The organism is Pseudomonas sp. B3G-3, assembly GCF_028640915.1.
Taxonomy (GTDB): Bacteria; Pseudomonadota; Gammaproteobacteria; order Pseudomonadales; family Pseudomonadaceae; genus Aquipseudomonas; species Aquipseudomonas chlororaphis_I.
In genome coordinates this window covers 62,506-77,201 of the sequence record NZ_JAQZAB010000114.1, presented here as the reverse complement: position 1 = coordinate 77,201, position 14,696 = coordinate 62,506, and the positions used below count along the sequence as shown (strand labels likewise).

Below are 14,696 nucleotides of genomic sequence, written 5' to 3'. Positions count from 1 at the left end.
CGGCACCGTCGATGAAGACGGCCTGGCCAATGGCATCGCCGGTGGTATCGGCGACGTGGCCGGTGAAGCCACCGTCGCCAGCGGCAGTGTGACCGGTATCTTCCAGTCCGGGGCCGACGTACCGCTGAGCTACTCCTTGTCGAGTAACACCAGCGGCTTGCCAGCCCTGAGCTCCGGTGGCGTGGCACTGACCTACAGCGTCCTGGGCAACACTCTGACCGCCAAGGCCGGCGCGACTGACGTGTTCACCCTGAGCCTGACGGTAGCGGGTGCCTACACCTTCACCCTGCTCCAGCCACTGGATCACGCGACGGGCAACGATGAGAACGACCTCGTCCTCAACCTGGGCACCCTGCTGCAGGCCACCGACAAGGACGGCGACACCGTGACCGCCGCGGCCGACAAACTGGTGATCACCGTCGATGACGACACGCCAACCCTGGCCTTCGGCAACCTGATCGGCACGGGGACCGACCAGGCGCAACAAGGCTACTGGAACCTGGGGACTGGCGCCGACGGACTGAATGCAGCCGGCCTGGATATCTCGCTGGTGAACGGCCAGTTCACCCTGGTCCGGCCGGACGATACGACCACCACCGGCACCGGTACGCTGGTCGAGCAGTCGCCGTCACCGGACGCCAATGGCGCGTATCAGTTCGCGGGCACCTTGACCGGTGACTTCGACAACAACGCAGCCACGGCGGATACCACCGTGCACTACACGCTGAGCGCCTATGCCAACGGCACCTATGCCCTGGACCTGGAGGAAGGCTTCCGTTCGGTCATTGTCCTCAGCAGTGCCGATGGCGCGCTGGATGCCGGTGGCCCGGACCCCGTGCGCACGCTGACGATCGGCACCGAGGACATCGTGTTCTTCGGCGCCAACCCGCTGGCTCCCGCTAGCGGCGCGAACAGCATCCAGACCGGCATCGGGGTCGGGGCGCCCGACCCTACCGAAGCGCAACTGCAGACCAACCCGCTGCCATCGTTCATCGGCTCGGCAGCCTTGAACGTCAGCACGGCCGGTATCGGCATCGCCAACAACCTGCTCCAGGGCGACAACCTGGCGGCGATCGGCGCGGCCGATGAAAGCTTCGTGGTCAACCCGGAAAGCCTGCTGACGAGCATGAAGGTGTTTATCGACAACTCCGTGGGCGGCTACAACACGGCCACCGAGGACCTGTACTACAGGGTCTTCTACGAAGATGGCACCTTCTCCAACCTGATCGAGGTCAACACCCTGACGCCAGAGGCCGGTGGGCAGGTGTCCTTCACCGTCGAGCAATCGGCCACATCGCTGATCGATGCGGTCCAGCTGACGATGGCCCGGGGCGAGATCAAGATCCCGACGATCCTGTTCACCCATGAGACCGAGAGCCTGGCCAGCGACGTCAAGCTGGCGTTCAACGCGACGGTGACGGACAAGGATGGCGACACCGCGACCAGCGCGTTCGACGCCAACCTGTTCGCCAACGACCCGGCCGACGCCTTGTTCGACTTCAGGTTGGTGGGCACCACGGGTGAGCGGGATGCGTTCAACATCGACCTGTCGGTGGCCGAGAACCAGTACCAGGTCAGCGGCTTCGATGCCGGCGCAGGCCAGCGCGATGCGGTGGTGCTCATTGGTGATGCGGGCGCGGTCGTGCAGTCGATCAACAACGCCGGCGCCGACAGCGTCGTCACGGTGGCCGAGACCGGTGGGCAGATAACGACCATTACCCTGGTCGGGGTCGACCTGCTCAATACCGATATCGTAATGGGCAGCGTCTGAAACCTCGCGCATGCGAATAAAAGCGAGGGTGGCCTGGAAACCACCCTCGCTTTTTTTGCCGCTACCGCCCGGAATTCCCCTACTCTCATCCGCGACAAACGCCCAGGCAGCGCAAAGAACGCGGCGGCATGCCAGCGCATTCACGGGGCAGGAAACGATGAGCACGGCATCGCCCTCGGCCTGGGCCCCCAGGTCGACGACGACAAGGACAGCGACAAGGACAGCCACCGGGCTGCCTTGTCTTGATCAACTCATTCCAGTTCCACCCACGTCGAGTCAGGCGGTTCTTCATCATCGGTGAGCCCGTGCTTGAGCGCATACATCAGCAAGTCGATGCGGTTGATCAGGTTGAGCTTCTGATAGATGTTGCTGAGGTGGTTGTGCACGGTGTGTTCACTGATGCCCAGGTGCTCGGCGATGCTCATGTACTTGGCGGACGGGTCGCCGACGATGGCGCGAATCAGTTCCCGCTCGCGCAGCGTCAGCCGCGCCTGTTTCGCCTGCTCCAGGTTGCATCGCAAGGGTATGTGCCGGGTCGCGGCATAGCCGGAAAGCCCGCCGGACCAGGCTCTGTCCAGTCCTACGTCGTAATGGTGGACCTTGATGATGGCCCGGACGATCGATTCCGTCGGGTCTTCCGCCAGCACGATGCCACGCGCGCCCGCCTCGATCGCCTGGGCAACCGGGACGGATTCGTACAGGCCCTTGAGCACCAGCAGCTTGATATCCGGGCGGCGGGTCAGCCCTGCGACCACCTCCAGGGGGTTCAACGCATCCGGAAAGAAACTGAAAAAAATCACATTGGGACGCAGCTGATCGGCAAGGTCCAGCGCATTGGTGTAGGTGGTGGCCTGGCCACTCACCTCCATCCGGGGCTTCCTCGCATTGATCAAATCATGAAGCCCCATAAGAACGAGGGGACGGCAATCGATCAGCATCACGCGTATCGTTTTTTTTTGGTCTGGCATGATCTTTCTGCCTCCCCTTGAAAAACGATGACCTTCATACGCGTTGGCCTTCCTTGATCGGCCACTCGCTCTTGAAGGACGGATGCGAGCGCCGACAGGCTCTGGAAGTGCCCACCCGGGTCTTGGCGACCCGGGGTACAGGCAGACATTGCGGGGGTTTCCCGAAGCCCGGCAAAGCTATTGAAACCACATAAATAAGAATAACTATCAATAGTTTGCATGTGCTGCAGGGCATCCGCGAGCCCTCAATTGAGTCTAGGCCAGCCCACTGTGCTGCCTGCCAACCCATCCGTCGGTCTTCGACTCAGGCCGGGTTCGGGTCACGTGGTCGATGCTCCCCCGAGGCGCCCTGCCCCCTGCAAATCAAGGTCTTAGGCTCGCTGCGGGGGACCTGCGGGCAGACTCGGATCCAACCAGGCTCGTCAATTAACAGACGAGTGGCGCGCGGATAAGTCAGTGTTTATTAAGGGCGTCAATTTATCGACGAAGCCGGCAGTGCCATGAAACCAGCGGCTCGACGCCGATCCCCCACAGAAGTGATTGGCCAGCCGGGACACCACTGTCCCGGTGTCTACTCCTGGTCCTCGATGCCAACGCCCATGGCCTGGCCGGCGCTACCGGGACTGAGCCAGGCATTCACATTCTCGACACTTTCCACCGGCGGTTTGCCCGCCCAGCGATTGAGGCTGAAGACGTTGCTGAGGAACTCGTATTGCGTCTTGAGCAGGTCGCGCCGGGCGCGGAACTCGTTGCGCACGCTGGCCAGTACATCGACGGCGTTGACCATGCCGTAGCTCAGCCCCTTCTCCGCCGCCACCCGGGACAGCTGGGCCGAGGCCAGGGCCGAACGGCTGGCGTCGATCTTCTCGCCGTTCGAATTGGCGGTCAGGTAGGCGCTGGTGATCTCCTTGACCACCCGGCGCCGGATCGCTTCCAGCTGCTGCTCGGCGACCAGTTGGTCCTGGTAGAGCCCACGGACCCGCGCCGAGGTCGAGCCGCCGCTGTACAGCGGCACCTGGACGCCGATGCCGGCGACATAGCTGTCGGTGCGTGGCGCCAGGGTATTGTTGTAACCCTCGTTGGTCTGTTGCGCGCTGAGGTTCAGGCTCACCGTCGGATAGTGCCCGCCCTTGCCACTGCGCAACGCTGCGTTGGCGGCTTCGGCGCCGCTCTCGCTGGCCTTGAGCGTCGGGTTCAGCTCCATGCCATCGCGTACCCAGGACTCCAGGCTCTGCGCCGAAACCCGCAGTTGCGCGTCGTTGCGAATCCGGTTGAGCTTCTCCTTGACCGGCCGGCCGACGATTTCCGCCAGCGCCTCGCGACTGATGCGGGCCTGGTTGCGGGCATCCAGCTCCTGGGCCGCGAGCAGGTCCACCCGGGCCTTGAGGTCGAGCTGGTCGGTAACCATTGCCATCTGCTTTTCGTACAGCGCATTGACCCGGTCCAGGCTCTTTTGCGTGGTTCGCCGCTCCGCTCGCACCAGCTCCAGCTCATCCTCGGCCGCCAGCGCGGTGAAGTAGCGCCGCGCCAGTTCCACCGCGGCCTCGGCCTGGGTATCCAACGCTTCGGATTCAGACTGCTTGGCCAGGCTCTTGAACTTCTGGTAGTTCTCCCACGCGGCCTTGTTGTAGAGGTACTGGCGCAGCACCAGGCTGTAGCTTTCGCTATCGAAACTGCGCTCCTGTATCAGGTCGTTTTCCTGGTGGATCCGGTTCGTCCCGGCATTCAGCGACAGTTGCGGCAACAGCGCTCCCAGCGCCTCGCGTTGATGCTCCTTGCCGGCCTGCGCTTGCGCAAAAGACGCCAGGACCTGTGGATCCTCCAGCCGCGCCTCGCGATACAACTGCATGAGGTCGGTGGAATAGGTCGAGGCGCTGACCCCGGTCGACGTTACCGCAGCGGTTTGCGCCAAGGCGGCCCCCGCTGCCAGCATGAATGCACTCCCTAGCAGAACTGACGGCGCTCCCACGGTCACTCCTCGATCATTGATTGAGACATTACATCCCGGGCCGGCTGCATCAGGTACTGCAACAGCGTGCGTTGCCCGGTGATGATCAGCACGTCCGCCGGCATCCCCGGCAACAACTTGCGCTCACCCAAGGTGCGCACCCCGTGCTCGGTGACCCGGACCCGCGCCAGGTAATAGGCGGTCCCGGTCTTTTCGTTGGTCAGGCGGTCGGCCGAGACGCTGCTGACCTCGCCTTCGATCACCGGCGTGGTCGAGCTGTTGAACGCGCCGAAACGGATATCGGCGCGCTTGCCGATGCCGATGCGGTCGATGTCCACCGGCGCCACCTGGGCCTCTATGATCAGCTCCGAGACCGATGGCACGATGTCCAGCAAGGGCGTCGCCGAACGCACGACACCGCCGATGGTGTGCACCGTCATGCCGATCACCATGCCCGCGTCGGGGGCACGGATGACGATGCGGCTGAGGCGGTCTTCCAGGGCCGAGTTCTTCTCTTGCAGGTCGTAGATCTTGGTCTGCACCTCGGCCAGTTGCTTGGCCACGTCGGAATTGAAATCCTTGTCGACCTGGAGGATCTGCAACTGCGTTTCGTTGATCTGCAGGCGGGTCTTGTCGATGGTGGAACGGTGATCGGCCACCTCCGACCTGAGCATCCCCAGCTTGCGGTCCTGCTCGAGCAGGCGTTGCTTGTCGACGAACCCTTCCTTGAGCAACTCGGTCAACTCACCGATTTCACCGCTGTAGGATTTCTCCAGGCGCACCTTGACCGCGATCATCGACTCCAGGCCCTTGATCTGCTGGTGCAATTGGCCGATGCGCTCGCGCAGCACCGAGATCTGGCCCAGCCGCGAGCCGCGCCGCGCGTTGAATACCTGGGTCTCGCCCTGGCGCGCTTCCTCTCCTCGCACACTGGCGGATTCGGGCATCGCCCCAAAGTCGATCGCCGGCAACCCGTCGCGCTCGGCAATCAGCCTCGACTCCATGGCCCTGGCCGCGACCAGCAGGCCTTGGGTCGCCTCGTATTCGGAGCGCAGCTGGGCATCGTCGAGGATGATCAGCGGATCATCCTGCTTGACGATGTCGCCATCGTGGGCCAACACCGATTTGACGATGCCGCCTTCCAGGTGCTGGACCGTCTTGCGGTAAGTCTGCACGGTGACCACCCCCGGCGCGTAAGCGGCGCCGTCCAGGGGCGCGAGTGCCGCCCAGGTGCCGAACAGGCCGAAGGTCACGCCGACAATCCCCATGCCCAGGCGGTGGGCCTTGCGATCGGATACCGGCAGGTCGGAGGAGCTTTCGATTTGACGATCAGGCATAGGATTCACCGCCATCGTCCTTACGGGCATCGATCGACGCCACGTTGGTCACCACCGGTACTGGCCCGGCATGTTTCGGGACCGGCGGTTGCTGCCCGCTGAGTTCGGCCAGCACTTCCTCGCGCGGCCCGTAGAGGCCGACCATCCCGGCTTTCATCACCAGCAGCCGGTCGAGTTGCGACACGATGTTGGTGCGGTGGGTAATCACGAACAGGGTCGCGCCGGTGTGCTTGATCTGCTGGATGGCGGCCGCCAGCGCGCGATCGCCGACCTCGTCGAGATTGGAATTGGGTTCGTCGAGAATGATCAGCCGCGGGTTGCCGTACAGCGCGCGGGCCAGCCCGATGCGCTGGCGCTGCCCTGCCGAGAGCATGACGCCCTCGCTGCCGATGACGGTGTCGTAGCCATCGGGCAACAGCAGGATCATTTCGTGGACGCCAGCGGTCCTGGCGGCCTGGATAACCTTCGCCGAATCGATCTCGGCGAAGCGGGCAATGTTCTCGCCGATGCTGCCCTCGAACAGCTCGATGTCCTGGGGCAGGTAACCGATATACGGGCCAAGCTCATGCTTGTCCCAGGTGCTGATGTCCGCGCCATCCAGCCGGACCACCCCATGCTGCGGCGGCCAGACGCCGATCAGCGCCCGGGCCAGGGTCGACTTGCCCGAGGCGCTCGGGCCGATGATGCCCACCACGCAACCGGCCGGTACGCTGAAGCTGATGTTCTTGAGGATCGGGGTTTTCGAACCAGGTGCCGCGACAATCAGGTTCTCGACCTGCACGTTGCCCTCGGGCGCGGGCAAGGACAGGCGCTCGGGTTGCGCCTGCTGTTTGCCGAGGATGTCGTTCAGGCGGTTGTACTGCGAACGGGCGGCGATAAAGCCCTTCCAGCTGCCGATCATCAGGTCGATGGGCGCCAGTGCCCGCCCCAGCAGCACGGCCCCGGCGAACACCAGGCCGGCCCCCACCTGATGGTCCACCGCCAGGTAAGCCCCCAGGCCGAGCACCAGCGATTGCACCAGCAGGCGGAAAGTCCGCGAAAGCGTCGTGACCATGCCGCCCCGGTCGCTCGCTAGCGATTGCAGCAGCAGAACGCTTCTTTGCCGGCGCCCCCAGCGATCCATCAGGGTTTCCAGCATGCCCATGGACTCGATGACTTCGGCGTTGCGCAGGTTCTTGGTGGTATGGAGGGTCGCGCCGATGTACTCCTTGTTGGCCTGGGCCAACACCGGCCCCGTGAGCTTCTCGTTGACGAAGGCGAGCACTATCAACAACAGCGCGCTGCCCGTCGCGACCCAGCCGAACCAGGGGTGGAACAGGAACATCACCGCGATATAGATCGGCAACCAGGGGGCGTCGAAAAAGGCGAACAGGCCGCTGCTGGAAAGAAACTGCCGCAAGCCCGTCAGGTCGTTGAGCGACTGGGCCGAGGCATCCATGCCGCCACTGTCCAGGGCCCGTTTGAAACTGGCCTTGTAGACCTGACGACCGAGCAGCACATCCAGCCGGGTACTGACCCGCACCATGATGCGCGAACGCACCCATTCCAGGGAGCCGAGGGTGATCACCAGCCCGGTCATGATCAGCGTCAGCATGGCCAGGGTGGTCAGGCTGCCGCTGGTCATCACCCGTCCATACACCTGGAGCATGTAGAAGGTCGGAACCAGCATCAGCGCATTGATGAAGAAACTGAAAAAACCGACGAAAACAAAGCTGTCTCGACAGACCTTCAACGCATTTTTCAGACTGTTTTCAGGTGTGCTTTGCATTGAAAACCTCTGCTCGAAAGGCCAGCCTTTGTGGAGCTTAGATCATGCCGGACAGCTGCGTGCAGCCATTGGCCGGTTCGCCTCGGGCACCCGGAATGGTCCCGGCAACGGCCCGGCGCGCACGCATGCGCAAGCGCCCTGCGGCCTTGAGAGCAGAGGGCTCTGGCACGGGCGTTTGGCGCCATCGTGGGTCGCTGGGAAGTGGCTGCTGCAGGGGCGCCGCGGGATGCCGGAACAGGCCTTCCAGGCGCGCGACAGGGGCGCCGCACACCTGCTTCGCCCAGAAGAATCCGATTGTCGGTAGCGACAGGTGCAGTACACGCAGCGCCGGGGTATCCCGATTAGTCTAGTTACTGGATTGACTGGCCGATCTTGCGATGACCAGCGGTGCGCTCGCAGCGGATAACAGGTATGCGGGAGGGGTAGTTTTTGTGCGCAAGCGACTGACTTCGATCGCAGGGTTGCGGGCCAGAGAGTCACTCAGGTCAGCAAGCGGTCCGGGAACGACCGCTTCCTGGACCGGCTTGCCGGGCCTGGCGCCCGCCTGTCACTCGCGGGTGTTGATATCGCGCTGCACCCGCTTGAGGTGGTTTTCAACGTAGAAGGCCGCTGCCTCTTCGTCGCCGGTGACTATCGCTTCGTAAATCAAACGATGCTCCGCCACATAGAGCTGGATGCGATTGGCATCGTATATGCCGTCGTCGCGCAAGCGATTCCACAACGGCTGCGCCATGCTCGCTGAAACCTCATCTGCGATTTTCACCATCAGCGCATCCTCGGTCATGACCGCGAGCTGACGGTGAAAAAGGCGGTCGGATTCGCTCCACAAGGCTTGCTGGCTTATGTCATTGACGTCCTTCACACCGGCCATCTGGGCCAGATAGTGCTCAGCCTGCGCATTGCGCTTGCCGCGCCTGGCCGCCAGTCGCGCAATAGCCGGTTCGATCAGAAGGCGTACCTCAAGAACGCTGTTGGGACTGAAGTCCGCTTCTGACCTGGAGTCACCCTGCATCGAGGGCTGCTCCATCACCCGCTCGGCAACGTAGGTGCCGGAGCCAAGGCGGGTCACCACCATTCCCTCATTCTGCAAGGCGCCTATCGCTTCACGAACAGCGGGCCGGCTCACCAGGAAACGCTGTGCCAGGTCCCGCTCCGAAGGCAGGCGCGATCCGGGCAGGTAGGTGCCATTGATGATTCCCGCGCGAATTTCATCGGCCACTTGTTCGTAAATTTGCTTGGGGCGGAAATCGCTTTGCATATCGCTTGGGTTGCTTTTCAAGACCACCTTACCAATTTTTCAGACTTACCTTACAAACCGCTCTAAATCGGGCGTATCACGACCAATTTTCTGGTTTCCCTTATCAAACAGGTCGATTTCCAAACCGAATCAGAACTTTCCGGGCCCTTCGATCGTTGCAACCTGCCAAAACTGGACGTAGGTTAGCCGACAACTGGAGCAAAAAACAGACCGGTATTCGCGATATCCGCCAGTCCTGCCCAGTGAAATAACCAGCCAACGCTTAATGCGGTTTCCATAAAACCAATTCCCCACAACCTTGTTGTGCAGAAGGCTCCAATGAATAACAAAAACATGAAGCTGAGAGTGGTCGGTTCTACGTTCGGGATTTCACATTCCCAGCCAGGGGCTCATTGCCCATTCACTCATCAATGAGGGCAGGACATGTCGTTATTGAACGAATACGGGGCGACGCTCCTTCTCGGCCTGGCGCTCACGCTGCTGCTCTCCGTGACCAGTTGGCTGGCCGCCTTCCTGATCGCCCTGGCACTCACGCTGTTGCGCATGACAAAAGTGCGGGCCCTGGAATTTCTGGTGCAGGCCTTCATCGAGTACCAGCGCAATGTCCCTCCACTGGTCCATATCTTCCTTTGGTACTTCGGGGTCGGCAGCGTACTGCCTGAGGACCTCCAGGACTGGGTCAACGCCAACCATGGCGAGTTCATTTTCGCCGCGGTGGCCATTGCCCTCTACTACGGCGCCTACTTCGCCGAAGACATCCGCAGCGGCCTGCGCAGCATTGCGAAAGGCCAGCAAGAGGCCGCACGAGCCTTGGGCCTGAGCTACGCCGCAGCCATGCGCCGGGTAGTCCTGCCGCAAGCCCTGCGTGTCGCCATCGCCCCGCTTGTCAGCGGCACCGTGATGCTGGTGAAAACCACCAGCCTGGCCATGGTGATCGGCGTCATGGAACTCACGTACGTGACCAAGGAGATCTCCAGCGCCACCTTTCGCATCTTCGAAACCTACGCGATCAGCACCGTGATGTACGTAGTGGTCGCGCTCGGCCTGCTGTTCCTCGGCAACTGGTTGGGCCAGTGCCTGCGGATAAAGGGACGCTGATCATGCTCGACATCATCCACGAGTACTGGCTTCTGTTCCTGATCGGGGCTTACCCGAATGGTCCGCTGGGTGGCGTGGTTGCCACGCTGCTCCTGTCGATCACAGGTATCGGCCTGGCCCTCCCCCTGAGCGTGCTGCTCGCGCTGGCCCAGCTCAGCGGGTACAGGGTGCTTCGCTACCCGGCTTGCGCGGTGCGATACGTACTTCGCAGCATCCCGCTGGTCATGCTGATTTTTGCCACCTACTTCATCGTACCGATGATCCTGGGACGCCCCGTTGCCGGGTTCACGACCATGGCGGTGACCCTGGTGATCTTCCAGGCCACCTACCTGGCCGAAATCGTTCGAGCCGGCATCGAGGCGTTGCCGCGCGGCCAGGTGGAAGCGGCTGCGGCCCTGGGCATGGGCTACTGGACACGGACCTGCAGGATCGTCCTGCCCCAGGCGCTGAAGAACATGCTGCCCAGCATGGTTGGCCAGTTCGTCACCACCATCAAGGACACCTCGCTGGGGTACGTCATCGGGGTGAATGAGCTGACCTACGCCGCCAACCAAGTGAACAGCAGCGTCCTGACGCAACCCTTCGGCGTCTTCCTGGTGCTGTCGCTCGTTTACTTCGCCATCTGCTTCACCCTGACACAGTCCGTTCGGGTGCTGGAGGCGCGTATCGAGCGCCGCAACTCCCGCACGTTCCCCCTTCCCCGCGTCCGTACTTCCAATGAGCCTGTAGCGCAATGACGACCATGAAATCCATCGCCCGGCGCACCGGCGCCGAGCCCCAGGAAAACCTCATCATTCAATTGAGCGGCGTCGAAAAGTGGTACGGCGAGCATCGCGTACTGACGAACTTCACCGCCGCGGTCAAACGAGGCGAAGTCGTGGTCCTGTGTGGCCCCTCCGGGTCCGGCAAGTCCACGCTGATTCGCACCTTGAATCGCCTGGAGGAAATCAACGCCGGCACCATCCGTGTCAACGGACAAGACGTGCAGGGCAAGCGCGTCGACATCAACAGCCTGCGCAGCCACATCGGCTTCGTCTTCCAGCAGTTCAACCTCTTCCCCCACCTCTCGGTGCTGGAGAACGTCACTTGCGGGCCGCTCTGGGTCAACAAGGCCGATCGCCAGGCGAGCCTGGAGATGGCCCTGGAGCTCCTGGCCAAGGTCGGGCTCGGGCACAAGGCGGATGCCTACCCCAACCAACTGTCCGGCGGCCAGCAGCAGCGCGTGGCGATTGCCCGGGCGCTGGCGATGAAACCTCCGGTGATGCTGTTTGACGAGCCGACCAGTGCCCTCGACCCCGAGATGGTGGGCGAGGTGCTTGCCGTCATGAAGGCGCTCGCCAGTGAAGGCATGACCATGGTGTGCGTTACCCACGAGATGAAGTTCGCGCGCGAGGTCGCGGACGTCGTGTGGTTCATCGACCAGGGAGAACTCCTGGAGGTTGCCCCTCCGGAGGCGTTCTTCAGCGCGCCGAAACACCCCCGTGCCGAAAAATTCCTCTCCGATATCCACCGCCACTGAATGTCACTTTCCACCTGGAGCATCTGCATGAGTACTCGGTTCCCTGCTGCAACCGCACACAACGACGCCCCGATCATCATCTGTGACCGGGCCAGGACTGCGGCGCTTCTGGACTTCAACAGGCTGGTCGAGGCCATCGCACAGGCAGCGCTGGAGGTGGCTGCCGGCCAAATCCACAGCCCGGAGCGAATGGTCGTCCCCTTGGGCGAGGCTGGAGTCATGCTGAGCATGCCCGCCACCGCCCAGGACATCGGCATTCACAAACTGGTCAACGTCCATCCCGGCAATACCCAACGCCAGCTTCCCACCATCCATGGCGCCGTGACCCTTTGCGACGCAGCCACCGGCCAGGTCATTTGCCTGCTGGATGGGCCGGAGCTCACCGGGCGCCGTACCGCCGCGGTGACGCTCCTGGCGATCCGCACCCTGCTCAAACGGGAGCCGCGGCAGATCCTGCTTTTCGGTACCGGCGTCCAGGCGCGCTACCACGTGCAGGCAATCCATGCGATCTATCCGCAAAGCACGGTGTGGGTACGTGGGGTGGATGCACAGGCAGCCTCGCAGTTCTGCACCGGCAATCGCCAGCTGCATGAGCACCTGGAGCCCTGTGGCCCTGACATTCCGGCTGAAGTGGACGTCGTCATCACGCTGACCACCAGCACCGAGCCGGTCTACAACGAGCCCGCCCGGGCGGGGCGAGTTGTCATAGGCGTAGGCGCCTTCAAACCGGAAATGGCCGAGCTGGGGAAAGTGACCCTGGACGCAAGCGACCTCTACGCCGACGACCCGGCCGGCGCCCGGCACGAGGCAGGCGACCTGCTGCAGGCCGGCATTGACTGGTCCCGCGTGAGCTCGCTGGCCGACGCGCTCCGCAAGGACGTCGACACGTCTCGCCCCGCCGTTTTCAAGAGCGTGGGCACCGCAGCCTGGGACCTGGCCGCCGCTCGTGTGGCGCTTCAGGCGCTCGCCGCGGGCGAGTGAACGAACCCGGTCGCTGATAGCCGATCCCCCCTCGCAAGCGCGGGCCGCTGAACCGGCCAGCGCTCTTGCGGATCGCTACATCTTCAAAAGGACTCTATCCATGCAAATTTCTCGCACCATTAGCACCGTCGAAGTCCATACCGGCGGCGAACCGTTTCGCATCGTCACCTCGGGTCTCCCGAGCATGCAGGGAAAAACCATCATCGAGCGCCGGACCTGGCTGCTGGAAAACGCCGATGAGATCCGCCAGGCGCTGATGTTCGAGCCGCGCGGTCACGCCGACATGTATGGCGGCTACCTGACGGAGCCCGTCTCCCCGAATGCCGATTTCGGCATCATCTTCGTGCATAACGAGGGGTACAGCGATCACTGCGGTCACGGCGTCATTGCACTCGCCACTGCCGCGGTGGAGCTGGGCTGGGTAACACGGCAGTCTCCGGAAACCCGCGTGGGTATCGACGCGCCCTGCGGTTTCATCGAGGCCTTTGTGCAGTGGGATGGTTGCCATGCCAACGGCGTGCGCTTCATCAACGTCCCGTCCTTTATCTACAAGCGCGATGTGACGGTAGAGACGCCTACCTATGGCGCCGTCACCGGCGATATCGCCTACGGCGGCGCCTTCTACTTCTATACCAACGCAGCGCCCCATGGCCTGGAGATTCGCGAGCCGTCGATTGAAGCGCTGAAGCAGTTCGGCGCAGAAGTCAAAAAGGCCGCCAACCTGGCCTGCCCGGTCGTTCATCCCGACATTGCGGGCATCAACCATATCTATGGAACCATCATCGACGGCGCACCGCGCCATCCGGGATCGACCCAGGCGAACTGCTGCATCTTCGCGGACAGGGAAGTCGATCGCTCGCCGACCGGCTCCGGTACGGGCGGTCGAGTTGCCCAACTGTATCTGCGAGGTGAAATCACCCGCGAGGATGTGCTCGTCAACGAGTCCGTCATCGGGTCCGTCTTCAGCGCCAAAGTCATCGATGAAACCCGTGTCGGCGAGTTCTCCGCCGTCATTCCAGAAGTGTCCGGCTCCGCTTATATCTGCGGTTTCTGCAACTGGATTCTCGATGATCGGGATCCCCTGAAAAACGGCTTCCTGGTCCGCTAATCGCCCCCCTGGAAACAACGCGAACGGGTTCGTGTTGGCTCAACAGGCCATGCAAATTTCAGTACAAGAAATCTGAGGATGTCGCAATGAAACTTCGAACAGTGGTCCTGATTCCGGTGATTGCAGGTTGCTTTTTTCTGGCCACGGCCCAGGTGCGTGCGGACCAGCTGGCTGATGTCAAAACCAAGGGGACACTGCTTTGCGGGGTCCTGGATATTTTCGAACCCTTTGGCTACACGGACACCGGCAGTCGAGCCGTCGTCGGTTATGACGTGGATATCTGCAATGCGGTCGCCAAGAGACTCGGCGTCAAGGCGGATATCAAGCCGGTATCCATCGAGGCGAGAATCCCCCAACTGCAACAGGGCCATATGGACCTGCTGGCAGCCGGCCTGGCGTACTCGGCACAACGCGCCGGGCAAATCGACTACTCGGATGCCTACTACGTCAGCCAGAACATTGTCGCGGCACGGAGCAGCCGTGGCTTCACCTCTATCGGCGATCTGGCGGGCAAGCGAATCAGCTTCGTGAAGGGCTCCATCAGCGAGAACTACATCAAGGAGCAGATACCCACCGCCACGGCCATCGGCTTCGAGGATGTATCGACGGCTTTCACCGCCCTGATGCAAGGCAAGGTCGAGGGTTTCAGCACCTCCGAAGAGACCTTCCATAAACTTGCCAGCCGTCTCGGCGCCAATGCATCCAGCTACGCCATCGTTCAGCCTGCAATCGGCCGCGAGGTGTGGGGGCTGGGGGTGCGAAAAGGCCAGAAGGCCATGCTCCAGGCCGTCAATGGCGCCTTGCAGGACATGGAAGTGTCCGGCGAAAGCCAGGCGATTTTCGACAAGTGGCTCGGCGCGCAAACCCTGTACAAGATGAATCGCTCGTTCAAGGCCGAACCCATCAAGTGAACGGAGAACAGCGCCGGACCTTCGCTGGT

General features: G+C 62.5%; 12 protein-coding genes. 7 read left to right on the top strand and 5 right to left on the bottom strand.

Features of this window, described 5'->3' with window-relative positions; translation table 11 throughout:
* Nucleotides 1–1,771, top strand: a 1,771-nt coding sequence (locus tag PVZ80_RS20175) for a T1SS-143 repeat domain-containing protein (RefSeq protein WP_443201014.1), incomplete at its 5' end; no start/stop codon positions are given.
* A gap of 251 nt (nt 1,772–2,022) precedes the next feature.
* On the opposite strand, the gene PVZ80_RS20170 is transcribed toward PVZ80_RS20175, so the two are convergent.
* The 5 genes from PVZ80_RS20170 to PVZ80_RS20150 all read right to left on the bottom strand — a co-directional run bounded on the left by PVZ80_RS20170 (nt 2,023) and on the right by PVZ80_RS20150 (nt 9,077).
* On the bottom strand, nt 2,023–2,739 hold the full coding sequence (locus tag PVZ80_RS20170; protein WP_009049535.1) for a response regulator transcription factor: 717 nt from the start codon (nt 2,737–2,739) through the stop codon (nt 2,023–2,025).
* Nucleotides 2,740–3,310: 571 nt separating this feature from the next.
* The gene (locus PVZ80_RS20165; RefSeq protein WP_016703028.1) at nt 3,311–4,672 is read right to left on the bottom strand and encodes a TolC family outer membrane protein; all 1,362 of its coding nucleotides are present in this window, start codon (nt 4,670–4,672) and stop codon (nt 3,311–3,313) included.
* Nucleotides 4,673–4,710: 38 nt separating this feature from the next.
* On the bottom strand, nt 4,711–6,024 hold the full coding sequence (locus PVZ80_RS20160; RefSeq protein ID WP_028682164.1) for an HlyD family type I secretion periplasmic adaptor subunit: 1,314 nt from the start codon (nt 6,022–6,024) through the stop codon (nt 4,711–4,713).
* Complete coding sequence (locus PVZ80_RS20155; protein WP_009049538.1) at nt 6,017–7,792, bottom strand: type I secretion system permease/ATPase; 1,776 nt, start codon at nt 7,790–7,792, stop codon at nt 6,017–6,019. The genes PVZ80_RS20160 and PVZ80_RS20155 overlap by 8 nt, the downstream gene beginning before the upstream one ends.
* A 547-nt stretch (nt 7,793–8,339) precedes the next feature.
* Nucleotides 8,340–9,077 (bottom strand): FadR/GntR family transcriptional regulator, encoded by a 738-nt coding sequence (locus tag PVZ80_RS20150; RefSeq protein WP_273864467.1) that lies wholly within the window; start codon nt 9,075–9,077, stop codon nt 8,340–8,342.
* Between the two features lie 396 nt (nt 9,078–9,473).
* Between PVZ80_RS20150 and PVZ80_RS20145 the strand changes: the two genes are divergently transcribed.
* The 6 genes from PVZ80_RS20145 (at nt 9,474) to PVZ80_RS20120 (ending at nt 14,667) form a co-directional block, all read left to right on the top strand.
* Nucleotides 9,474–10,148 carry an amino acid ABC transporter permease gene (locus tag PVZ80_RS20145; protein WP_124301798.1) on the top strand — a complete coding sequence of 225 codons (675 nt, stop codon included), beginning with the start codon at nt 9,474–9,476 and terminating at the stop codon, nt 10,146–10,148.
* A gap of 2 nt (nt 10,149–10,150) precedes the next feature.
* Nucleotides 10,151–10,885 (top strand): amino acid ABC transporter permease, encoded by a 735-nt coding sequence (locus tag PVZ80_RS20140; RefSeq protein ID WP_124301799.1) that lies wholly within the window; start codon nt 10,151–10,153, stop codon nt 10,883–10,885.
* Nucleotides 10,882–11,667: an amino acid ABC transporter ATP-binding protein gene (locus PVZ80_RS20135; protein ID WP_273864466.1), complete on the top strand. Its 786-nt coding sequence runs from the start codon at nt 10,882–10,884 to the stop codon at nt 11,665–11,667. The genes PVZ80_RS20140 and PVZ80_RS20135 overlap by 4 nt, the downstream gene beginning before the upstream one ends.
* Before the next feature lie 27 nt (nt 11,668–11,694).
* A complete protein-coding gene (lhpI, locus tag PVZ80_RS20130) occupies nt 11,695–12,648 on the top strand; it encodes a bifunctional Delta(1)-pyrroline-2-carboxylate/Delta(1)-piperideine-2-carboxylate reductase (protein ID WP_124340372.1) in 954 nt (317 codons plus the stop codon).
* A gap of 100 nt (nt 12,649–12,748) precedes the next feature.
* Nucleotides 12,749–13,756 (top strand): trans-3-hydroxy-L-proline dehydratase, encoded by a 1,008-nt coding sequence (gene lhpH / locus PVZ80_RS20125; RefSeq protein ID WP_009049544.1) that lies wholly within the window; start codon nt 12,749–12,751, stop codon nt 13,754–13,756.
* Nucleotides 13,757–13,842: 86 nt separating this feature from the next.
* Nucleotides 13,843–14,667 carry a transporter substrate-binding domain-containing protein gene (locus tag PVZ80_RS20120; protein WP_273864465.1) on the top strand — a complete coding sequence of 275 codons (825 nt, stop codon included), beginning with the start codon at nt 13,843–13,845 and terminating at the stop codon, nt 14,665–14,667.
* Nucleotides 14,668–14,696: the final 29 nt, after the last annotated feature.